Here is a 24552-nt window from a genome sequence, read left to right on the forward strand (position 1 = left end):
AGGGAAAGATATGTCAATCAATAATTCTAAACGTAGATTAGGTCGTGGACTTGCCGCTCTTATAGGTGAAGTTGATCAATCTGTTAATTATAATGAGGAAAAACAAAGAGAATCTACGAGTTCAGAAAAATATATACCTATAGAATTTATAGTTCCTAATCCGAATAATCCAAGAGATACATTCGATGATGAGGATTTAAAAGATCTTTCTAATTCTATTATTTGTCATGGTATAGTACAGCCTATAATAGTCTGTCCAATAGATAATGGCTTATATAAAATAATCGCTGGTGAAAGACGTTTTCGAGCAGCTAAGATAGCCTCATTATCAGAAATTCCTGTAATTATTCGTAATATAAATGAAAAATCTTCTCTTGAGATTGCTATTGTAGAAAACGTACAACGTAAAGATTTAAATCCATTAGAAGAAGCACTTGGTTATGAAAAATTAATTTCTGAATATGGATATACACAAAATGATCTTGGATTAATTATAGGCAAAAGTCGTAGTCATATTGCTAATATATTAAGAATATTAAAATTACCTGATCTTGTTAAAAAAATGATTTTGACGGGAGATCTTTCTTTAGGTCATGCTCGTGCTTTAATTTCAACTAATGATCCTTTATCTCTTGCTAAGATTGTTGTTTCTAAAAAAATGTCTGTGCGCGAAATAGAAGAGCTAGTTAAAAATAAATATAATAAGTCGATTGATGATAAAAAATCTTTTAAAAATAATGTTGGGATGAATAATAATTTAACAGATTTAGAAAAGATTATATCCTCTAAGCTTGGTTTAGCAGTTTCTATCAAGTGTAGAGATAATAAGGGTCAAGTATGTATTAAATATAAAACGATTGAACAATTAGATGTAATATGTTCCTTGCTTGGTAAAGATTAATTCCTTTTTTAAAATAGTTTTTCTTCTATTTCTTATTATATGTTTGTGATATTGATAAAATACTTTGGAATACTACTATTCGTTCAATTGTTCTTTTTTCTCTTATTAATCGAATGTTTTGTTCAATTCTATATAAAAATTTTCTTACGTTATATTTATCCCAAAATTGTATAGATTTTTCTAGTAATAATGTTTTTTTATGGATATTAGTTTTTTCAAATTTTTGTATGGCTTTAATAGGAGATATTCCAGCAGAATCAATTTCTATATGTATTTTATATAAAAGTTGAAATCTCCTTAAAAATCCATGTAACAAAGCATATATAGGCATTTTTGACGAAAAAAATTTTTCAACTAGTATAATTGACTTATAAGTGTTGCCTAGAATAGCAGCATCGATAATCTCTTCAATATATAAATTATGTGTATCACTAATTATCTTTTTTATATGTTTTTCTTTTATTATATCTTCTTCTAAGCAGTAAGAAAATAGTTTTTGGAGTTCGTTTCTAGAAGCAATCCTATCTCCTCCTAAAAACATAAGTAATAATTTTTCTGCTTCCGATGATAATTGTTTTTTATGATATGAGAATTCTTCTTTTATTAAACGAGTTAAAGTTATTTCATTATCAGAATAACAAGAGATAGAAAGAGCATTTTTATATATTTTACCCATCTTTCGTAGGCGATTATCCTTTTTTAATTCACCTGACTTAATAATAATTAGGACATTATTAATATTTTTTATAATGATTTCTTCTAAACAATCTAATATTGTTTTTTCATTAGAGATATCATCAATAAAAATAACTCTTTTTTTATTAAATAATCCTATTGATTGTATCTCATCCCATAACTTTTCTGGATTTTTGTTAATTACAGTACAATTTAAATTAATAAAAGAAAATGGATCATAATATGAATATCTCAATTTTTTTTTCAATTTGATGATTAACTCAGATATTAGTCCTTTATCTGATCCGTAAAAAATAAAGACAAAATAATCTAGCAATAATTTATCAATATTTTGCTTTTCGAACTCATAAGACTTTAATTCTACCATATTATTAATCTATGCTTTGTATAAAACTGATAGCATCAAGACTGATATTTTCTGCTAGTTCGTTAATAGATTGTTTAGTTATATTCTTAATAGTTCTTTTTTTAAAAAAACTTTTAGATGAAAAATTAAATAATGAGGTAATGTATGTATTCCCGTTATATATTGTTTTTTTAGAGGGTAATTTTTGAATATTATAAACTGCTTTTATAATAATTCTTCCTGTTTGATTAAAATCTTCAGTATAGTTATTATAAATATATTCATTTTCATTATAGCTGATAACTACATTTAGAATATAACTATGTTTTGTTAGTGAATTAGATAATATAAATTCTAAGCTATCGGATAACTCTTTTTTAATCTCACTATCAGATATTAATACTTTTATATGATTTATTTTTTCTTTGTCACCTTTATTATAGTAATAAAGAGGATGAATTTTACAGCCTACAATATAAATGCAATTATATAATAATATTATTATCAGGATTAGATATTTTATTCTATATAACAATATTAATAATCCTTCGTGATATAACTATAATCTTTTTTGGATGTTTGTTTTGCAAAGTTTTTTTTATTACATCTAGTTTTAAAGCAGTTTGCTTAATAAAATCATCATCAGCATTTTTAGGGACTTTAATTTGGGCTTTTCTCTTTCCATTTATTTGAATAGGAATGATAATATCTTCTTTTATTAGAAATGAGGGATTAAATTTTGGCCATTTTTGCTTTGCTACTAAATCCGTATTGCCTAATAATTGCCAACATTCTTCTGCAAAATGAGGTGTTATTGGAGACATAATTATAATCAATTTATTCAAAGATTCGCGAACAGCTAATTTTATAGAGTTGCTGCCTAATCCTTTAGCGATATTTATAAGTGGTTTATGTAAAACGTTTACTAATTCATGGATGTTGGCAACTACTTTATGCAAGAAAAATTTTTCATAATTTTCTTCTACTGCTTTTAATATTTCGTGTGTTGATTTGGTAATATTTAATATATCGTCATCTTCTTTATAACATTTTGATGATATATTTTCTAATTCGGTTTTTGCATTATATATTAAATTCCAAATTTGTTTTATAAATTTATGTGTAGAATCAACTCCGCTATTAGACCATATAACATCTCTTTCTGGCGGTGAATCTGATAAAACAAATAAACGAGCAGTGTCAGCTCCATAAGACTTTATAATTTTAGTAGGATTTATTATGTTTTTTTTGGATTTTGACATTTTTTCTAAAGGCCCGATAAATACTTCGGAATTATCATCAATCCTGAAAGCATGAACCTTCCCTTTGATATTCTTTAAAAACACTTCTTCAGGGGTAAAATAACTTTTTTTAATGCCATCTAATTGATAGTATGTCTCATGAACTATCATTCCTTGAACGAATAAACGTTTAAATGGTTCCTTGATTTTAGTAATTCCAAATTTATTCATTGCGTGAGTAAAAAATCTAGCATATAGAAGGTGCAAAATTGCGTGTTCAATCCCTCCAATATACTGATCTACTGGAAGCCAATTATCTAATACAGACGTATCTACAGGCGATTTAGAATGAGGAGATATATACCTCATATAATACCATGATGAATCTACAAATGTATCCATGGTATCTGTTTCACGTTGCGCTTTTAAGCCACATTTTGGACAAGGAGCTATTTTCCAATCTGGATGATTGTCCAGAGGATTACCTGGTGTATCAAAATTTGCATCTTCTGGTAAATTTACAGGTAAATCTTCCTTAGGAACTTCAACAATTCCACATTTACTACAATGGATGATAGGAATAGGACATCCCCAGTAGCGTTGTCTTGAAATTCCCCAATCACGTAAACGAAACATAACTTTATGTACAGCAATTGGATATCCGTTGAGATTTGTTTTTTTTAAACGTGATAAAACTGTTTTAAAAGCTTCTTTATTTTTCATCCCATCAAGAAAAGATGAATTTATCATAATACCATCACCGCTATATGCTTTTCCATTTTCAATCATATAATCTGAGTTTATGGTATCGCATTTTATTATAGGAATAATAGGTAATGAATATTTTTTAGCAAAATCCATATCTCTTTGATCAGCAAATGGACATCCAAAAATTGCCCCAGTTCCATATTCCATGATGACGAAATTAGCGATGTAAACTGGTATTTCTAAATCAGGATTAAGAGGATGTTTGACAGTTATTCCTGTACTTATACCATTTTTTTCATTTTTTTCTAATTCTAAAGAAGAGGTTCCTATTTTTTTTGCTTCAACACAAAATTTTTTAATATTTGGTTTATAATTAGATAAGCTTTTTGATAATGGATGATCTGGAGATATTGCTAAGAAAGATGCTCCAAATAAAGTTTCGGGTTTTGTTGTATATACTAATATCTCTTTAATATTATCTAGCGTATTTTTACTTATTTCCCATCTAATTTCTACTCCTTCAGAACGACCAATCCAATTTTTTTGAATTGTCTTTACTTTTTCTGGCCATTCAGGAAGTTGATCAAGATAATCAAGTAGCTCTTGAGAAAAATCAGATATTTTAAAAAACCATTGAGTTAAATCACGTTGCTCAACTAGTGCACTTGAACGCCACCCACGACCATCTATTACTTGTTCGTTAGCTAAAACAGTTTGATCTACAGGATCCCAATTTACTTTTGAGGATTTGCGAAAAACTAATCCATTTTTCATAAATTCCAAAAACAATATTTGTTGGCAATAGTAATAGTCAGTATCACAAGTTGCAAATTCCCTATTCCAATCTATGGATAATCCGATAGATTCTAGTTGTTTCTTCATTGTTTTTATGTTGTCGTATGTCCATTTTTTAGGGCTAATGCCGTTTTCGCGTGCAGCATTTTCTGCTGGCAATCCGAAAGCATCCCAACCCATAGCATGCATAACAGAAAAATCACGTGCCATCATAAATCTAGCTAGTGCATCGCCGATCACATAATTTCTTAAATGTCCCATATGAATGTTGCCTGATGGATATGGTAACATTTCAAGAATATAATATTTATTTTTATGTTTTTGATTATCAGTTTGAAATATACAAGCTTGATTCCATATTTTTTGCCATTTAGACTCATACTCTTGAGGATTAAAAGTATTGTTTTTCATTATCAAGCCTATTGTAGTGAGTAAATGATTTTTCGCGCCAAATATGTAAAGGTATTATATGTCTGTAAAGAGTAAATTGCAAGAATTCAAACAGAAAATCGCAAATAATGAGATAATTGCAAATCGTCCACTTTGCAGTGTATCATTAGTAGTAGTTTCAAAAATGGTTGATAGTATCAATATTCAATCTGTTTTATCTTCAGGACACATGATTTTTGCTGAGAATAAGCTACAAGAAGCAAAACAAAAGTGGACTTCTTTGAAAAAAGATTGGCCAGTACAATTAAGATTTATCGGTTCTTTGCAGTCTAATAAACTATCAGAAATTGTTTCTTTTTTTGATGTTATTGAAACGGTTGATAGAGAAAAAATAGCAAGATTGCTTTCTATTGAAATGGAAAAACAGAAACGTAATTTGCCTATTTATATCCAAGTTAATACTGGATCTGAAACACAAAAATCCGGTGTTATGCCTAAAGATGCAAGAAAATTTATTTCTTTATGCAAAAAAAAATATGGACTTAATGTTGAAGGATTGATGTGTATACCTCCTGTTAATGTTAATCCAGGGCCTCATTTTTGTCTTTTATCTAAAATTGCCAAAGAATGTTTAATTGAAAAACTTTCTATGGGTATGACAAAAGATTATGATATAGCAATAGCATTCGGCGCTACTAGTGTTCGTATAGGCACTGGTATATTTGGAGAACGCATTTCTAAGACATCTATACGTTCGTGATATAAATGACATAATATAGAAATGTTAATAATAATAATATCAATAAATATGGGACATTGCCTTAATACTGTTGATATTAATTATATGATAAAAATAATTTATCTATTTTGATATATATTTTTCTTTTACTCGTCCAGTATTTGTATCTTCTGCATCTTTTTTGATTTTTGATACTTCTGTATCAAGATCGACTTGTGTGCAAAGTCCTAATATTACTGGATCTATGGGAGATAGATTAGTTGAATTCCAATGAGTGCGATTACGTACTTGTTCGATAGTCGAATTAGTTGTTGTAACCAAACGAGCAATTTGTGCATCTTTAAGCTTAGGATGATTGCGTAACAACCATAATATAGCATTTGGTCTATCTTGGCGTTTGGATAGGGGAGTGTACTTTTTTGTACGCTTGGTATTTTCAACAATATAATTTTTTTGTTCTAAGAGTTGCATTTTATAATCTTTATCTTTTTCTGCTTTTTCTATCTCTTCACGAGATAGCTGATTAGCAGACACTAAATCAAATCCCTTGATATTTTGTAGAGTTTCGCCATCCGCAATAGCAACTACTTCTAGATGATGAAGGCCACAAAAATCTGCTACTTGTTTGAAAGATATAGATGTATTTTCTATAAGCCATACAGCACTAGCTTTAGGCATTAAAGGTCTTTGAGCCATTTTTAGTATCCACAATATTAAGAATATAAGGCCTGTTTTTGATAAAAATACAGTCAAAAAACTGCACCAAGCATAACAGAGAAGATACTAAAATAGCAATATTAAAATTATATTTTTTAATAAGTTGATCAGCTATCATTTATTTATTAATTAAAAATTAATCTTAATACCAAAAAAATATCATATTTAAATTAATAAATATAGTGAAAAATGAACTAATTTTTAACTTTAATATAAGATTAATGGACAAGCTTAGTGTTGCGTCAATTTCATAAAAGAGTGCAGCATTGTTTTATATGTATATTAAAATATAAGGTTCTCATTTTTGCATTGGTTTAGAAAAAAGATAAGAGTCCTGATAGGATTATTTTTAATATTATTATTGCTATCGGTTATTTTAGCCTTAGCAACTTGGGATGTATACGATCCTAGTCTTTCTTATATTACAATTAATTTGCCTAATAATCTTTTAGGATATGGTGGTGCAATATTTGCTGATATTGTTATGCAATGTTTTGGTATTGCGATCGTTTTTTGTCTTCCTCCTCCTATTGCATGGTCTATAGCACTGATTTTAGGCAATAATATTAATTTGTTTTCAAAAAGGTTTATTGCATGGATAGCTAATTTTTTGATATCATCATCTTTTTTTGCATCTTTTATACCATCTAGGTTTTGGCCTATTCAAAATGGATTTGGAGGAATAATTGGTGATGCTATATTGCGATTGCCTATCCTGTTTGTTGAGACTTATCCTATAAGATTTTTTTTCTTAAAGATGATATTGTTTTGTCTAATGATTTTCCTTTTGCTTTTTGCTTCTAATGCCATAGTTATTGTGCAGGATGATGTTCAAGATAAAGATGAAAAAGAGACGTTATTGGAAGATAAACGCATGTCTATATTAGGATTTATATGGAATATCATGCGTCTATTAATGGTTAGTATATCACGAATTTTCGAGTTGTTTTATTTTCCGTTTTTTACGAGAAGAGACGAGTATGAAAACAGTAATATTTTAAATAAATATCGAAAAGTAGAACCTTCTTTGGATAAGAGCTTTTCTAATGTAATTGATTCAGGCAGAATATTAACATCTCGAAAAGACAATTTATTTAACACAGATATTTTTCCAAGTATTGGTAATACTAAAAACGTTGATAATAATATTGATATGTCGTATCAAAGTTCTGTTAGATACGATAGTTTTTCTCTTCCTGTTTCAAAAATTCTTTCTAATTCAAAATCATCTTTGCAAAGTGCTAATTTATCTCCTGATATTATGAGGGAAAATGCTTATAGATTAACAGGAGTACTTAGTGATTTTGGAATTCATGGAGAAATCGTTAATGTGCGACCTGGACCTGTGGTTACCCTTTATGAATTAGAGCCAGCTCCTGGAATAAAGTCATCTCGTATTATAGGTCTTTCTGATGATATAGCTAGATCTATGAGTGCTGTTTCGGCGCGTGTTGCGGTGATACCTGGTCGTAATGCTATAGGTATTGAACTTCCTAACGATGTACGTGATTCTGTCGTATTGAAAGATTTAATTGTTTCCAATGCTTTTGCAAATAATAAGTCTGATCTTGCTATAAATCTTGGTAAAAACATAGAAGGAGAACCGGTAGTTGCTGATCTTGCCAAAATGCCACATCTTTTAATAGCAGGAACAACTGGATCTGGAAAATCTGTAGCTATAAATACTATGATTCTATCCTTGCTTTATCGTATGAGCCCAGATAAATGTCGTCTTCTTATGATTGATCCAAAGATGTTAGAGCTTTCTATTTATGATGGAATACCTAATCTTCTTACTCCAGTTGTAACTGATTCTAAAAAGGCTGTTTTTGCTCTCAAGTGGTTGGTATGTGAAATGGAAGAACGTTACCGTAAAATGTCTAAAATAGGGGTACGTAATATTGATGGTTTTAATATGAAAGTAGCACATTCTCATGTTTCTGGAGATGGTTTAAACCGTACGGTTCAAACTGGTTTTGATCCTAAAACAGGAGAGGCAATTTATGAAACAGAACATTTTGAGCTTCAACACATGCCTTATATAGTAGTTGTAATAGATGAAATGGCTGATTTGATGATGGTTGCTAGAAAAGATATAGAGGGTGCCGTGCAACGTCTTGCTCAGATGGCTCGTGCTGCAGGAATTCATGTCATTATGGCGACACAAAGACCCTCAGTTGATGTTATAACGGGTACAATTAAGGCTAATTTCCCTACAAGAATTTCTTTTCAAGTTTCTTCTAAAATTGATAGTCGTACTATTTTAGGAGAACAAGGGGCAGAACAACTTTTGGGAAAAGGTGATATGCTTTATATGACAGGAGGAGGAAGGATTCAGCGCATACATGGACCTTTCGTATCAGATCGTGAAGTTGAAGATGTTGTATCTCATTTGAAGATGCAAGGGAAACCTCAATACATTGATCTAAACGATAAGATTATGTCGGGAGAAGGTGTAGATATTTTAAGCAAATTTTCTTCATCTGAATCAGATGATCTATATCAACAAGCTGTAGCAATTGTATTGCGTGATAATAAAGCTTCTATATCGTATATACAGCGTAGATTGGGTATAGGATATAATCGTGCTGCTTCTATTATTGAAGATATGGAAGAAAAAGGTGTTATTGGAGCGGCTAATAGTAGTGGTAAACGGGAAATATTAGTTTCTTCCATGGAAGAGTTTATAGAGTAATTATTTTATATTTAATACATTAATAAGGCTTATTTTCATTTATAGGATAGGATTTCCATCCATGAGTTCATCGTTTTATAGGTTAATAGGTATTATAAAGTTTATTTTTTTATTTTTTTGCAGTACTATTTTTTATAGTCCAACATATGCATTATCAAACATCCAGAAAAAAAATATACAAGAAACCATTGATCACTTTGTATCAATAAGAACACTCAAGGCCAGCTTTATGCAAAAGGATGATCAAGGTAATATATTTAGAGGAGAGTTTTTTATGTCTCGTCCTGGCAAATTATATTTTAAATATGGTCATCCTTTTTATTTAACCTTGATATCAGATGGTAGCAATATAGCATTATATAACTCAAAGTTAGATAGTTGGAGTGTATATCCTCTCAGAAATACGATATTTGAACTTATTTTTTCAAATAAAAGAGATAAATTGCAAAACAGTGTAAACGAGATAGAACTAAAAAATGAATTTATTACTGTTTTTCTCGGAGAGAATTCTAATGAAAATTTGATTTCATTAACTTTTAGCAGACCATCTTATCGATTAATTAGCTGGAAAATTATTGATGGTTTTGGGAACAATACTTTTGTTGAGATACTTAATTATAATAAAAATATAAACATTAACCCTGAATTATTTGTTATCCCATATGATGAGATCCATAATATAGGAAATAAATAGAAGGATTACTATAGTTAATCAGGGGCTATTGCAATTTATTATAATGGATGAAAAGGTAATCAAAATTGTCATTTATTATATATTTTAAAATGGCTAAAAATCATACTCTATTATTATAGGGCAGTGATCACTTAGATTATATCTTCTTTCTTTTATATCTTGATTTCTATACGAAAATTCATAGAAGCTTCCTTCAACATGGTACTGATATGCGAGTTTATTCATAATAAAAAAATCTATCGGTTCTGAATTCTTGTAATGATTAGCTTGGCACTTCGATCTTTTATAATATGGAAAACGTATCAAATTAGTATTATTACTTATTTGTTGCCAAAATTCATCGTCTTCCCCATAACGGTTTATTTTCCTGTTGAAATCTCCTGAAATTATAAATGGCATATTTTCATTTTTTCTTTTATTAATCCACCTATTTAGCCAAATTGCTTGTTTATTAAGTATTGCACAACTTTTGTTATATGAAGCTAGATGATCTAAATGACAGGCAGATTTTAAATGTACACATAGTAGCCAAACTTTTTTTCCATTTACTTTAAATAGTAATTCAACAGCATTTCTTTGACCCATTACTGGAATATCGTTTTCATTGATAGTTGTTGATATATAATTTTTTTCAATAATTTTTATTTTTTCTTTTCGAATAACTATCGCCGTATGTATACTATCCCCGCTATCATTTTCAGCATATAATATATTCCATATATCTTCTGGAAATATTCTTTTAATGGCATTATAGCTGCCCATTTCTTGAAGTGATACGATGTCTGCATTAATTTCTTGGGCATATTTTTTCAAAAGATCATAATCGCTATCTGTCCGTATCACCGAATTTTTAAGTATAGACTTACCTGATATTTCTGAAAGAGTATTTATATTCCAAGATGCCAAGCGGACTACCTGGGCTGAATTTTTATTTGGGAAAAATATACAAAATATAATAAATAGAACAATTCTATACATAGGCAACAATTCCATTCATAAACAACAATTTTATTTTATAAATATCAAAAAAATATTTATATGATTATTACGATAAATATGCGGATATCAAACCTATAGTTGTATATAAATATAAAATATTTTACAAGATATGATTTATATAAATAAATTAGATTTAATGTTTAAAATAATTCAACATTATTTATTTCTACATTATGACAAATATGATATTTTTCTAAATAATATCAGGATTGTATTTGATCAGCATAAAATACTTCATTATATGAGCGTATTTATATTTTATTTTTGAAATATATAGCCTCTTCTCTTGCCATTTTATCAACTATTTCATTTTCTTTATGTCCTGAATGACCTTTTATCCAATGAAGAGTAACATCATGTTGTTCTGTATATTGTTCAAGAGTTTGCCATAGTTCTGCATTTTTTACGGGCTCTTTTTTAGAATTGCGCCACCCATTTTTACTCCATGTTTTTATCCATTTGGATAGTCCATTACGTACGTACAAGCTGTCTGTATATAAAGATAATTCGCATGGGTATTTAAGAAGTTTCATAGCTGAAATTGCAGCCATTAATTCCATTCTGTTATTAGTAGTAATTTTTTCTCCTCCTGAAATTTTTTTTTCTACTCCTTCATATCTTAATAATACTGCCCAGCCACCAGGGCCTGGATTTCCAGAGCATGCTCCGTCAATATATGCTTTTACCTTTTTCAAATTTTTAAAATCCGTATTGTGAGATAGATAATATGTTTTTATGGAATTTTATTTTATGGATATATTCCGCAGGATCTTTTATGATTACAAAATCACTACATTGAATGTTGTGAGCATCATAAAATCTGGTCAAAAAGAAACGCATTGCTGATCCTCGCAAGAGAATAGGAAGAGATAGCAGCTCATCCTTTGAAATCTTACGTATCTCATTATATCCTTCGAAAATAGCTTTTCCTTTAGATTGATCATAAGCATTATCTTTATTGAAGCACCAAGCATTAAAACAAACAGCAAAGTCATACATTAAAAAATCATTACATGCAAAGTAGAAATCAATCAATCCCGCAATATGATTTTTACAAAATAGCACGTTATCTGGGAATAAATCTGCGTGAATTATACCTGTTGGTAAATTTTTAGGCCAAAAATTTTTTAGAAAATCTAATTCATAATCTATTTCTTTTTTAAGATGGTCATCTATGTCGTATATTAAACATTTTTTCCATAATATTTTCCATTCAGGAAGAGATAAATCATTTTTTCTATGTGCTTTAAAATTTTTGGTTTTTTGATGCATAATTGCAAGTATTTTACCAACTTCTTTGCAGTGATTATTGTTAATTTCATTTAATGATTTACCTTTGATATAAGAGAAAATATTTGCAGGACGTCCAGATAGAATTCCATAAATTTTCCCATCATTTCTTGGTATTGGTTTAGGGCATTTTAAGCCATTTTCAATAGAATGATTTAACAATCCAATAAAAAAAGGTAGATCATTCTCGTTGAGCCGTTTTTCATATATTGTCAGTATAAATTTTCCAGTGGAGGTATTGATAGTAAAGTTTGAGTTTTCTATTCCATCAATTATAGGTTCAACTGAATTCAGTTTACCTATTTTATATTCTTCTATAAAACTCTTTAGCTCTTGAAGATCTGGGTTGGTATAGATAGCCAATATTTTACTTACGTTTGTTTAATTGATGATACAAACAGTGCGTATATAATAACGTCTTTTAATATATCTTTAATTTGATAATTGGTAAATGCCTAATATGTATTTTGCATAGTATTCATGCTAAAAAATATTTAGTAAATGTTTATAATAGATCGTTTATTTAATTTGATTTTTTACGAGAGAACATAACATAAAACTAGTGTATTTTAATAAACATATTAGCATATTTATTGATATAAATTAAGTATTATACCTCAATCAATTCCATAATTTATGACAGATCAACTTGTTTTGTTGATTATATGGTAATAATTTCAGTGTTATAAACCTATTATATCATGGATATGAAGCATTGTTTCTTGAGCACGAGTACGAGCTTCATTTGCTCCATCAATCAAAATTGAATCTATATATGTTTTATCTTTCAAAAATCGTTTTATCTTCGTAGATACAGGTAAAAGTTCTGCTATTATAACCTCTGTGAGAGATGATTTGAATTGAGAAAAAGTTCTGCCCCCAAATTCTTTTAGGGCTTCTTCTATTGTTGTCTGTTGTATTGATGTAAAAATTCCTATAAGGTTTTTTACCTCGGGGAGATTGTCAAGCTCTGATTTTTCTGAAGGAAATACGTTGGAATCAGTTTTGGCTTTTTTTATTTTCATTGCTATAGTGTCCGAATCATCAAGTAAATTTATGCGAGATAGATCAGAAGGATCGGATTTAGACATTTTTTTCGAAGCATCTTTTAGGGATTTAATGCGAGCTACAGAATCGTCTATAACTGTTTTGACAATAGGGAAAAATCCTTCATAAGGTCTGTTTGTATTTATCTTCTCTAATCTATTATGGATTTCATTAATTTTATGCATAAAATCAGTGTTAAATTTATGAGCTATTAGACGTGTAAGTTCAATATGTTGTTTTTGATCTTCTCCTATAAGAACATGGGTAGCACGGTATAGTAGTATGTCTGCGGCCATTAAAACAGGATAAGCATAAAGGCCAAGAGAGGATGTTTCGCTGTTTTTTCCACTCTTTTCCTTGAACTGTATCATATTATTCATCCATCCCATACGTGCGACACAGTTTAAAATCCAAGCAAGCTCGCTGTGCTGAGAAACAGCGGACTGTTTAAATATAATATGCTTATATGGATCAATTCCAGCCGCCAAAAAAGAAGAAGCTATTAATCGCGACTGATCTTTTAGATCTTCTTGGACCATGTTATTTGTGATAGAGTGAAGATCTGCGATAAAATACATATTTTTGCAACTAACGTTTTGTTGTACTTTTGCAACTCTATTTATTACACTTAAGTAATTTCCAAGGTGCAATCCTCCAGTTGGTTGGACGCCTGATAACAGCAGATTTTGAGATGATTCCATTTTAATTTTCTAGTACTTTCTATTTAATTTTTTAAAAAATAACCGAATGTTCACTTAATGGGTTATATAAAGCTATATTTTATATTCCCCCAACTTAATATATTGAAAATATTCTATGAATTTATTTATTTTTAATTTTAATTGTATATTATTGCCTGGGTGTTTTATTGATGTTTTAGGTATTGTTTTACTCATAGAGCCATTACCACCTTTCCTTTGAAATGAAATACAACCACCCAAATTAAAACCTCCTTTTGTAAAGGTTAAATTAGTTGGTAAATTTCTCAAGACTTCTTTCATGGGATATATTTGTACTAATGACGTATCTCTATTATAAAGAACCAAGATCTCCCTATTTGGATTTTTTGAAAACCCCCATTTTAAAATATTTTTTGCATTGTCTGTGAAAAAATTCCCCCATTTTTTATGATGTTCCTCTAAAAATAAAGGGTTTTTAGTATTTTTTGATTTTGAAACAATAATATCCTCTAACTCTTCCTTGAGTTTAGAGTTTAAACCAAAATCAGAGCAAAATTTAGAAACACTTATTCTTGCTAATTGATTGAACGCCACTTTAGATTTAAAGCTCTTTATGTTAGCGTCAATACAATGTCCTGATGCAAAATTGATTCTGACATCTGATTTATCTCCATATATTCCACAACCAGAAGTATTAGAAAAAGCACCTTCTATATTGAAATATTCTTGTAGTTTGTAAATTATTGACGGTTGATCTACAATAGTATTCTGAATTAATGTTTCTACATTCATGCCTGCGTAAGCGTTTTTATTGTTTTTAAGCATTATATAATCCTTATACTGTCATAAACATGACCGATCATATCAGGAACAACAGCATTCCCTAGTTGCTTATAACCTTGCAATCCATTACTGACTTTATGTCTTGTTGGAAACCCCATTGCTTTTTTGCATTCATCTATTGTAAGTCGCCTAATTCCTTGCTCTGTGTTGTATAGTCCTGTTCTAGCACCCACTCCGCCACCGTATGCCGATTGAGTTATAGCATGACCTTTAGGGCTATAAATACGTTCTCCTTGCCCACCTTTATTAAGAGTTCCTACTCTAATTGGCTTTAATTGATTTAAAACATCATTTTCATTTTTTGTGATTTTTATATCACCTCTAACTACAATAAAATCACTATCCACTTCTTTTTCTAATATACTTTCTAGAAATACCTTCTTATTACTTTCTTTAGGTCGACTATAATCCAAATTAGGTTTTTTGCTATCTTTCATATCTTTTCTCAAAGCTACAAAATAAACTCTTTCTCTTGCTTGAGGGATACCAAAATAAGACGCATTTAAAACATGCTTGTTTAACATATAACCAATTTCATCTAATTTTTGTTCGATTGTTTTAATTACATTTCCACCGTCAATAGTTAATATATTTTTGACATTTTCAAGAATCATGACATAAGGTTGATGGTATTGTGCAATCCTTTGTATTTCATAAAACAACCTTCCTCTAGGGTCAGATATTCCTTCGTGCTTCCCTGAAATTGAAAAGGATTGGCAAGGAAATCCAGCACACAAAATATCATGTTTCGGTATTTTTTTTGCTGGTATCTCTGTAATATCTCCACTGGCTTTTTCACCAAAATTTTGTTTATATACCTCTTGAACATGAGGATCTATATCGCTTGAAAAAACACACTCTAGTCCTCTTTTTTCCAAAGCAAGCCTAAACCCTCCGATACCACAAAATAAATCTATAAATTTATACATACAACACCTTTTCTAATATACTATAAAACACATTTTCGCTTGTTTCTTTTCTATGATTATATTTAAAAACAGCTTCCCCTATATATTTGTCTGTATATTTTTTAGAATAATGATGATGTTGTCCATAATACTGTCTTTTAACTATCGCCCAAAAACTTTCTATTGTATTTGTGTGAACAATACCATTTACATATTGTTTGCTACCATGATTAACTTTGCTATGCGATATAATTTTATTCACTCTGCTATAAACTTTATATTCATCAGTAAAAATCTCAGAATTTTTTAAATCTACATTCTCTAATATTAGGTTTCTAACATCTTTTTGCTTAAATTCATTACATGGCATTGCAACAACATTACTATCTCTTTCTATTGCACCAACAACCATTTGTTTTTTGTCCCTCTGCCTCTTTTATTATTGTTATTTGAGTATCTTGGTTTACCGCCTATATATGCTTCGTCTAACTCTATAATCCCTTTTAAAAGAGGTGATTTTTCTCCTAACATAGCTTTTCTTATCCTTTGAGATAATGAATAAGCTGTTTTAACAGGCACGCCTAAATCTCTTGCTAACTGTCTGCTAGAAATACCTTTTTTGGCATTTGCAATTAAGCAGATTGCTAAAAACCATTTTTGTAATGGCATTCTTGTATCGTGCATAATTGTATTAACTGTAACGCTAAAAGAAGTTTGACAATCATTGCAAAAATGTCGATTCCTTTCTTTTGATTTGTGTACATTTTTATTTTTGCAATACGGACAATAAATATTATCCCCCCATCTCTTTCTTTCTAAAAACTCTATACATTTTTCTTGAGTTGGAAATACTTCAAAAATCTTTATAATGTTCATATTTCTATATCTCTTGCTTATTTAATAGGTATATTTTAGTGTAAAAATACACCAAAATCAACCCATTAAGTGAACATTCCGAAAATAATCTCTGTAAAGCAGAATTTTCTATATATTAAACAGGATTTATAACTATATCTCCTATTGTTATCTCTTATTTTTTTAATAAGTACAGTAAATTTTTGCCGGAAAAAACAACTATTGAGCACAAATAAACTAAACCAGCACTTAATAAGATAATGATAAGATTTTTTAGTTGATTCATTAATGTTTGTTCATAAATGATATTATTGTTTAAATAGGACTTGAGACACATGATGCAAATCCACATAATTACTGAAGATGCTAGTATGGATATTAGGCGATAAATTGTTTTGGCATGGAAGATAATTTGCTTCCGTTTTAATAAGATGGCTAATAGACAAAAAGTATTAAGCCATCCAGATAAAATTTCAGCACAAGCAATTCCATATCCTCCAATAATTTGAAACAGTGCAATTGATATTATTGCATTAATAATAATAGACATCAAAGTGAATTTCATAGGAGTTTTTGTGTCTTTTCTAGCGTAAAATGCTGGATGAAGAGTTTTTAGCATAATGAATGCTGGGATGCCTATGCTGTAAATTGATAAAAGAGAAGATACAACGCCTGTATGCTCATGAGAAAAAGCTCCTCGCTCATATATTATTTGTATAATCTCTTTTGAAAGTGTGCATAAAACGAAAACAGCAGGGATAGCAAAGAAAAGTGCCAATTCAATTGCTTGATTTTGTATTTTAAAGCTTTTTTTATCATCCCCTGAATTTAAAACGCGAGATAGTTCTGGCAATATCGCCATTCCTATAGACACTCCAATTACTCCAAGCGGCAATTGATATATACGTTCAGCATATTGAAGAGATGAGATAGTCCCTTCCTTACCAGATGCTATAGCTTGTCCTATTATCTGATTTATTTGAACAATCCCTCCTGTTAGAACCACAGGCGATGCTATCTTAAAAAATTTTTTGACGTTGTCAGTGATGTAAGGATATTTGATCTTTAGTTTAAAGCCGTAACTTTTCGTATAAAAGTATAATGCGAATAGTTGTATTATGCTAGATAATAGAAATCCCCAAGAAAGAAAAAAAACTGCATCCTTTGCGATAGAATGAGTTGATAGTGAATATATCAGAACAAATATAAGAGATATATTAAGGGCAATAGGTGATATGGATGCTATAAAGTATTTTCCTATGGAAAATAGTATGCTGCTCATTAAAGTTGCTAGCGATATACACATTAGGCTAGGGAACATAATTACGGATAATTTTATTGTTAAAGAATATTCATCAGATTGAGGATCCAATCCCGGCGCTAATATGAATCGGACTATGATTGGCATGGCAAGTTCTATAAAAATAGTTAATATTAATAGGAGGAAAAATAAAAAACTAAAAATTTCGGATGAAAGCTTATGAGCGCCATGATGACTATTTTTTTCTGATTCAATAGAAAGCATAGGGATAAACGATGTATGTAATGTTCCTTCGGCTAATAACCTGCGAAATAGATTTGGGAAACGAAATGCTATGTAAAAAACATCTGCTATTGTGCCTATGCCTAGGGTAGAAGCCATGAGAGTTTCACGTATAAAGCCAAGAATACGACTTCCTAAAGTTGAAGTACCTACTGTAAAAAATCTTCGGATAACACTCATTGCATGATACCTATTTCTTTAATTTGTTTTATTTAGGTTAGATATGATCAATATACATACTTAATACAATTTTAAATAATATTTTTTACAAAACAGTATTATGTATAGATAACATTATCTTTTTTTGTTAAATTATTGTGTTGTAATGCTCTGTTTAAACCCTATAATTTGATTGTCGAATATTGTTAAGATTTTTGTTTGGATTATTGGCAAATATAATTATATGCTTGTTTATAATTTCATATTCTCAATATTTTAAATTTAAGAGAGGTTTTTATGGATAGTGTTATTTCTTCTGTTGCGCATATTGATATGGCCCTTCTAGAAGAGCTTGCAAAAGTTGCATTGCAAGTTGGAGTACGTATTAGAGAAGGACAAAATCTTATAGTAATGGCTCCAATTAGATCTGTTCCTCTCACAAGGTTGATAACTAAACATGCTTATATGCTTGGTGCTGGATTGGTAAGCGTTTTTTATACTGATAATGAATCTACTATTATGAGGTATAAATATGGATCTGATGCTTCTTTTGATAGATCAGCCAACTGGTTTTATGAAGGATTGGCACATGCTTACTCGAGCGATACTGCTATACTGACAGTTTCTGGAGATAATCCTTTATTGCTTGTCGATGAGGATCCTGAGAAAGTAAGTCGTGTGAATCGATCTCATTTAAGAGCATATAAGCCAGCACTAGAGAAAATTTCCAATTTCGATATTAATTGGAGCATAATCCCTTATCCTAGCCTTGATTGGGCAAGACTTGTATATCCCGATGATTCTGATCATATTGCTATAGCAAAGCTTGCGAGGGCTATTTTTCTGGTTTCCCGTTCTAATTGCGATGATCCTATTAGTGCATGGGCAGAGCATAATAATTTTCTCAATAAAAAGGCGCAGTGGTTAAATAGAAAAGATTTTTCGGAAATTCGTTTTTCGGGCCCAGGCACATCTTTAACTGTTGGATTGGCAAATGGACACCAGTGGTCTGGTGGTGAATCTACTGCTCAAAATGGGATAACTTGTAATCCCAATATTCCTACTGAAGAAGTGTTTACCACTCCTCATGCTCATAAGGTTGATGGATATGTGTCAAGCACTAAGCCTTTAGTTTATCAAGGTATGCTAATTGATAATATCAAGGTGCGATTTAATAAGGGCTGCGTTGTTGAGTCTTCTGCTTCAAAAGGAGAGGACATACTCAAGAAGATATTGAACATTGATGAGGGATCTCGTCGTCTTGGCGAGGTGGCTCTTGTGCCTAACTCCTCTATCATATCTAAGATGAATACTCTATTTTATGATACATTATTTGATGAAAATTCAGCATCTCATATAGCTTTTGGACAGTGTTATTCTAAGTGTTTGAAAAAGGATTTGAATGCTCCTAGTGATTGGATAGAAAAGTCTGGAGGAAATACAAGCATAACTCATGTTGATTGGATGATTGGATCTGCTGAAATTGACGTTGATGGAATGACAAAAGGCGGCGATATTATTCCAATTATGATAGCAGGTGAGTGGTCTATTTCAGAATAAATAGCTTTTTATTATTTTGAGATAGTTTTATGTTTCCTATGATTATATTTTCGTTTTGATGGGGTTTTCTTATGCTTTGGTAAACAACTATTGTTTGTTATTATTGCATTGGCTTGACCATCAAATAAGTTGATAAATATGCTTTCTCCAACTGATAGTTTGCTGGTTTTTGTAATTATATTATTGTTAGTTCGGCTGCGTATAATGGAGTATCCACGTTTGAGCGTGCTACTGTGCGAAAGAGATTGCAAAATACGGTTGTCAGCTGAGATGCATTCATGACAGTTTTTTATTTTATATGACATCGTGAATTCAGCTCGATTTAGTAATTCGTTTATGTAAGTTTTAAAATATTTTATGCGTATTTTTGTTTGCTCGTATAAAATGTTAATTGTTGTGTATTTTTTTGTTGTTTTTAGCTGAATATATCGCAAATGTTTTTCGGTAAGATGTTCAATATTTTGTTGTGCTTTGATTATGTGATGACGATTATTTTTGATATAATTGATAGGATAATACGATATTATATTGGTGTTTTTATTGTCAAAATCACGTCTTTTTCTAAAAGTGTTTGTTTTAAGATAGATTTCTAATTCATGAGATAGTTGTTCAATGCTGTGATGATAAAGTGATATAATTTGAGTGTATTTTGGAATAGCTTTTACTAATGTTTTAAATTGATTGATTTTGTTGTTTATAAATCGAATAAGAGATTCTTTAGATCTATTTTCTAAGCTTGCTAATAACGATTTTAATTGAGATTTTACAGGGACAGCCATCTCCGCAGCTCCTGTTGGTGTTGGAGCTCTCAAATCTGCAGCATAGTCAACCAATGTCCAGTCTGTTTCATGCCCGATTGCCGATATTATTCTGATAGAACTATTTGCGACAGTTCTTACCATTTCTTCGTCATTAAAATGCCATAGGTCTTCTAAGCTTCCTCCTCCACGGGCAATGATTATAATATCTGGTTTAGGGCATATATCTTCTTCTTTTAACGAATTTAATTGTAAAATTGCATTTTTTATTTCTTGGGAACATCCATCTCCCTGTACTTTTACTGGAAAGACGATAACTCGCATAGGAAATCTACAAGATATGCGTTGTAAAATATCGCGTATAACAGCTCCAGTAGGGGATGTTATGACTGCGATTGTTTTTGGTATAAAAGGCATCGGACGTTTTCTTTCATTAGAAAACAGCCCTTCTTCTCGCAACTTTCTCTTTCGTTCTTCTAAGATAGTCATGATTGCTCCTGCCCCATATGGGATGAGAGCTTCTACTATTATTTGATATTTAGAAGAGCCTGGAAATGTTGTCATCTTTCCTTGAACTATATATTCCATGCCTTCTTTTGGCGATAATTTGATTCTTTTAAGAGTTCCTTTCCAAATTACGGCATCAATTCGTGATTGGCTATCTTTTAAAGAAAAATAAGCATGTCCAGATGAATAAGTAGTTCTGTATCCTGATATTTCTCCTCTAACTAGCACTTGAAATATATTTGACTCAATGATGTTTTTTATATGGTAGGATAATTCTGTTACAGAGTATTCTGTGTTATTTAGATAGTTTACTTTTAGGGAATTGAGCATTTTTTTTAAATCTTATAATCATTTGATTTTTTTTGCTGATGTTTGTTTTGGTGTAAAATAGCAAGCTAAAACCAATTTATTTGATTTTGATATTAAAATCTATGATTTTTTGATAATTTCTTTAAATATAGAGTGTACATGATATATAACTATAAACTATTTTTATATTATTTATATATATAAATTATTTTCCGTATAAAGTTACTGTTTTAGTTTAATTAAATAAATATCTGTAAATATGTAATATGAAGAGATTGATTTGTTTTATAATTAATATCCTTATTGGATTTTTTATTGATATGTGCTTATTTCTAATTCTTATTGGATTGGGAGTTGATCAGTTGTTTGCTCGTGCTATTTCAATAGGAATTTCTTTTTTGTTAATTGTGAAGCCTAATCGTTTTTCTGTTTTTTTAAAATTGCGCAAGAAATCTTTTGTTGATACGCTTCGTTATGCTATTGCTGGTTTTTTTTCGAGTATATTAAATTACACAATATATTTAAAGCTATTGATATTCCTTCCAGATATACAGCCTTTACTAGGGATGATATTGTCGTCAATTCCTTCAATGTTGTTTGTTATATTGTTATACACTCGTTTTCTTTTTAAAAAACATTCTTACATGGGGAAATAGTTTATATATAATATATGCGTAATATTAATTATTTATATTTCTTTGATTTGCAAGTTATTGCGTCATGATGTATGATTAGTAGTATTGACAATTTGGATATGAGAGCGTTACTGTTTTTATATACTGGAGAAGGCGGGAATTTATTTCTTGCTCTTTATTATTTTATAGCAATTACATTTATGAGGATAAGCGTTGGTAGGCACGCATGTTTTTTGTAGTAAATACGAGTCTCGGCTTTTTAAAGATATAGGATTAGACCAGAGTGTTTCTGATATAATCCAGCCTGTTGTTGAAGAGATGGGCTTTAAAATTGTGCAGGTATCCCTTTCAGGAAAGGGTGTTCCTGTATTGCAGATTTTAGTAGATCGTGACGATGGAATTGTGACGTTGTGCGATTGTGAGAAGTTGTCTAAGGCTATATCTCCAATTCTTGATGTTGAAAATCTAGTAGATGGACATTATACTCTGGAAGTATCTTCTCCTGGAGTTGATCGTCCGATGGTTAGAAAATCCGACTTTGTTCGGTGGTTGAATCATGTTGTAAAATGTGAGTTTATTGCTCCTTCTGGAGATAGAGAAAAATTGGTTGGTAAAATTTTAGAAACAAGTGATAATTGCTTTTTTCTTGAGATCAGCCGTAAGGGCTCAAAGGAAATTGAATTGTCGAAGGTTGAGATACCGTTTGATTCTCTTCTTGCGGCAAAGCTTGTTATTACGGATGAATTGCTGCGTGTTTCCTTGGTTGGCAATTAATGTCGTGCCAAGTTAGGAGAATTAAGGAGAATTTTATATGGTAATTGCCGCAAATCGAACTGAGCTTTTGCAGATTGCGGATGCTGTTGCTTGTGAAAAATCGATAGATCGAGATATAGTGTTATCAGCTATGGCTGATTCTATTCAAAAGGCAGCTTGTTCTCTTTATGGGACTGTATCTGATATTCGTGTTGAAATTGATCAATTAACAGGAGAAGTTTCTATTTATCGTCAGCTAGAGGTGGTTGATGTTGTTGATAACTATTCTTGTCAGATTTCATTACAGTTAGCTCTTGATCGTGATCCTAATGTTAAAATAGGTGATTTTATAACAGAGCTTCTTCCTCCTATAGATTTTGGTCGTGTTGCTGTTCAATCTGCTAAACAAGTTATAGTTCAAAAGGTGCGAGAAGCTGAGCGCGATCGTCAATATCTTGAGTTTAAAGACAGGGTTGGTGAAGTTGTTAGTGGCACTGTTAAGAGGATTGAATATGGGAATATAATCGTTGATCTTGGTCGTGCTGAAGGAGTTATTCGTAGGGATGAAATTATTCCTCGTGAAAATATTAGACAAGGAGATCGCGTTCGGAGTTATGTATATGAAGTAAGGCGTGAGCAAAGGGGAGGGCAGATACTTTTATCTCGTACTCATCCGCAATTTATGGTTAAGTTGTTTTTAATGGAGGTCCCAGAGATTTATAACGGGATTGTTCAGATTAAGGCTGTTTCTCGTGATCCTGGATCTCGTGCAAAATTAGCTGTTTTTTCAAGTGATTCTTCTATAGATCCTGTCGGGGCTTGCGTTGGTATGCGTGGTTCTCGTGTTCAGGCGGTTGTAGGTGAATTGCAGGGAGAGAGAATAGATATAATTGTTTGGTCTCCTGATAATGCAACTTTTTTAATAAATGCATTGCGTCCGGCTACTGTGACAAAGGTTGTTTTAGATGAAGATATTAAGCGTATAGAAGTGGTTGTCCCTAAGGAACAGCTTTCTTTAGCTATTGGTAGTCGTGGACAGAATGTTCGTCTTGCTTCACAGCTTACAGGTTGGGCAATTGATATTGTTACTGAGGAAGAAGATTCTGTAAATCGTCAGAAAGAGTTTAATGAACGAGCTCAATCGTTTATGAAGGCTATTAATGTTGATGAAATAATAGGACATCTTCTTGCTGCTGAGGGATTCTCTGATGTTGAGGAGTTAGCATGTGTTTCTATAGCCGAAATAGCTTCTATTGAAGGATTTGATGAAGAAACTGCAGTTGAAATACAGGGAAGAGCTAAGCAATATCTTGATGATTTGGATGCTGAGATAAATAAGAAATTAGATGAGCTTGGAGTTTCAGAAGAATTATGTGAAATTCCATATATGACGCCTAAAATAAGAGTTCTTCTTGGAGAAAATGGCATTAAAAACATGGAAGATTTGGCAGGTTGCTCTGTTGATGATTTGGTTGGCTGGGTTGAAGTTAAGGATGGCAAGGCTAAAAAGTTTGAAGGTTTTTTATCTAGCCTTGATATTATAGAGGATAAGGCTGAAGATATGATTATGCATGCCAGATACAAAGTTGGATGGATTAAAAAAGAAGATGAAAGCACTGATGCTGATTATGTCGAAGCTGATGATTAAATTTATAGAATTATCTAGAGGCTGCTTTTTGCTTTCAGATTGTAGTTGTTAGTTGTTTTTATACTTTAAAATTTTTTATGATTAAGTAGTGAAGAATTCTATTCTGCATAGGAAATTTTCGATGAAGTTTTGTGCT

The 24552-nt window shown here is 30.8% G+C and carries 19 protein-coding genes and 2 pseudogenes; 8 read left to right on the top strand and 13 right to left on the bottom strand.

The window, feature by feature from the left end; translation table 11 throughout:
* The first annotated feature begins 10 nt into the window (after positions 1-10).
* The gene (locus LAM_RS00750) at positions 11-901 is read left to right on the top strand and encodes a ParB/RepB/Spo0J family partition protein (RefSeq protein ID WP_007556770.1); all 891 of its coding nucleotides are present in this window, start codon (positions 11-13) and stop codon (positions 899-901) included.
* Positions 902-926: 25 nt separating this feature from the next.
* On the opposite strand, the gene holA is transcribed toward LAM_RS00750, so the two are convergent.
* From holA to leuS, 3 genes are read right to left on the bottom strand one after another with little or no spacing between them, the layout of a single operon-like run.
* Positions 927-1964 (bottom strand): DNA polymerase III subunit delta, encoded by a 1038-nt coding sequence (holA, locus tag LAM_RS00755; protein ID WP_007556769.1) that lies wholly within the window; start codon positions 1962-1964, stop codon positions 927-929.
* Positions 1965-1968: 4 nt separating this feature from the next.
* Positions 1969-2478 (bottom strand): hypothetical protein, encoded by a 510-nt coding sequence (locus LAM_RS00760; protein WP_007556768.1) that lies wholly within the window; start codon positions 2476-2478, stop codon positions 1969-1971.
* Positions 2468-5098 (bottom strand): leucine--tRNA ligase, encoded by a 2631-nt coding sequence (gene leuS / locus LAM_RS00765; RefSeq protein WP_007556767.1) that lies wholly within the window; start codon positions 5096-5098, stop codon positions 2468-2470. Before leuS ends, LAM_RS00760 begins: the two co-directional genes overlap by 11 nt.
* 58 nt (positions 5099-5156) lie before the next feature.
* On the opposite strand from leuS, the gene LAM_RS00770 reads away from it, so the two are divergent.
* A complete protein-coding gene (locus LAM_RS00770) occupies positions 5157-5837 on the top strand; it encodes a YggS family pyridoxal phosphate-dependent enzyme (protein ID WP_007556766.1) in 681 nt (226 codons plus the stop codon).
* Between the two features lie 156 nt (positions 5838-5993).
* Here the strand turns inward: LAM_RS00770 and LAM_RS00775 are convergent.
* A pseudogene (locus LAM_RS00775) lies at positions 5994-6512 on the bottom strand (cell cycle transcriptional regulator TrcR); the annotation flags it as partial.
* A gap of 325 nt (positions 6513-6837) precedes the next feature.
* Between LAM_RS00775 and LAM_RS00780 the strand changes: the two are divergent.
* The gene (locus LAM_RS00780; protein ID WP_240532025.1) at positions 6838-9228 is read left to right on the top strand and encodes an FtsK/SpoIIIE family DNA translocase; all 2391 of its coding nucleotides are present in this window, start codon (positions 6838-6840) and stop codon (positions 9226-9228) included.
* A gap of 61 nt (positions 9229-9289) precedes the next feature.
* Positions 9290-9922 (top strand): LolA family protein, encoded by a 633-nt coding sequence (locus LAM_RS00785; RefSeq protein WP_007556762.1) that lies wholly within the window; start codon positions 9290-9292, stop codon positions 9920-9922.
* Between the two features lie 93 nt (positions 9923-10015).
* Here the strand turns inward: LAM_RS00785 and LAM_RS05125 are convergent, their stop codons facing one another.
* The 8 genes and pseudogenes from LAM_RS05125 to murJ all read right to left on the bottom strand — a co-directional run bounded on the left by LAM_RS05125 (position 10016) and on the right by murJ (position 18267).
* Entirely contained in the window at positions 10016-10900 is an 885-nt protein-coding gene (locus LAM_RS05125; protein ID WP_007556761.1) for an endonuclease/exonuclease/phosphatase family protein, read from the bottom strand.
* A gap of 272 nt (positions 10901-11172) precedes the next feature.
* The gene (rnhA, locus tag LAM_RS00795; RefSeq protein WP_007556760.1) at positions 11173-11616 is read right to left on the bottom strand and encodes a ribonuclease HI; all 444 of its coding nucleotides are present in this window, start codon (positions 11614-11616) and stop codon (positions 11173-11175) included.
* A gap of 4 nt (positions 11617-11620) precedes the next feature.
* Positions 11621-12574 carry a homoserine kinase gene (gene thrB / locus LAM_RS00800; protein WP_007556759.1) on the bottom strand — a complete coding sequence of 318 codons (954 nt, stop codon included), beginning with the start codon at positions 12572-12574 and terminating at the stop codon, positions 11621-11623.
* A gap of 320 nt (positions 12575-12894) precedes the next feature.
* Positions 12895-13959 (bottom strand): tryptophan--tRNA ligase, encoded by a 1065-nt coding sequence (gene trpS, locus LAM_RS00805; RefSeq protein ID WP_007556758.1) that lies wholly within the window; start codon positions 13957-13959, stop codon positions 12895-12897.
* A gap of 72 nt (positions 13960-14031) precedes the next feature.
* Positions 14032-14763: a hypothetical protein gene (locus tag LAM_RS00810; protein WP_007556757.1), complete on the bottom strand. Its 732-nt coding sequence runs from the start codon at positions 14761-14763 to the stop codon at positions 14032-14034.
* Positions 14763-15710 (bottom strand): DNA cytosine methyltransferase, encoded by a 948-nt coding sequence (locus LAM_RS00815; RefSeq protein WP_007556756.1) that lies wholly within the window; start codon positions 15708-15710, stop codon positions 14763-14765. Before LAM_RS00815 ends, LAM_RS00810 begins: the two co-directional genes overlap by 1 nt.
* Positions 15703-16565, bottom strand: a pseudogene (locus LAM_RS05605) (IS1595 family transposase). The gene LAM_RS00815 and the pseudogene LAM_RS05605 overlap by 8 nt, the downstream one beginning before the upstream one ends.
* A 154-nt stretch (positions 16566-16719) precedes the next feature.
* Positions 16720-18267, bottom strand: a complete 1548-nt coding sequence (gene murJ / locus LAM_RS00825; protein ID WP_007556753.1) for a murein biosynthesis integral membrane protein MurJ — start codon at positions 18265-18267, stop codon at positions 16720-16722.
* Between the two features lie 276 nt (positions 18268-18543).
* Between murJ and LAM_RS00830 the strand changes: the two genes are divergently transcribed.
* Positions 18544-19806 carry an aminopeptidase gene (locus tag LAM_RS00830; protein WP_007556752.1) on the top strand — a complete coding sequence of 421 codons (1263 nt, stop codon included), beginning with the start codon at positions 18544-18546 and terminating at the stop codon, positions 19804-19806.
* Between the two features lie 11 nt (positions 19807-19817).
* Here the strand turns inward: LAM_RS00830 and xseA are convergent, their stop codons facing one another.
* Positions 19818-21401: an exodeoxyribonuclease VII large subunit gene (gene xseA / locus LAM_RS00835; RefSeq protein WP_007556751.1), complete on the bottom strand. Its 1584-nt coding sequence runs from the start codon at positions 21399-21401 to the stop codon at positions 19818-19820.
* Positions 21402-21646: 245 nt separating this feature from the next.
* Between xseA and LAM_RS00840 the strand changes: the two genes are divergently transcribed.
* The 3 genes from LAM_RS00840 (at position 21647) to nusA (ending at position 24416) form a co-directional block, all read left to right on the top strand.
* Entirely contained in the window at positions 21647-22036 is a 390-nt protein-coding gene (locus LAM_RS00840; protein WP_007556750.1) for a GtrA family protein, read from the top strand.
* Between the two features lie 192 nt (positions 22037-22228).
* Entirely contained in the window at positions 22229-22789 is a 561-nt protein-coding gene (rimP, locus tag LAM_RS00845; protein ID WP_007556748.1) for a ribosome maturation factor RimP, read from the top strand.
* 37 nt (positions 22790-22826) lie between these two features.
* Complete coding sequence (gene nusA, locus LAM_RS00850; protein ID WP_007556747.1) at positions 22827-24416, top strand: transcription termination factor NusA; 1590 nt, start codon at positions 22827-22829, stop codon at positions 24414-24416.
* The last annotated feature ends 136 nt before the right edge of the window (positions 24417-24552 follow it).

The sequence above is a fragment of the Candidatus Liberibacter americanus str. Sao Paulo genome (genome assembly GCF_000496595.1).
In the GTDB taxonomy this organism is placed as follows: domain Bacteria; phylum Pseudomonadota; class Alphaproteobacteria; order Rhizobiales; family Rhizobiaceae; genus Liberibacter; species Liberibacter americanus.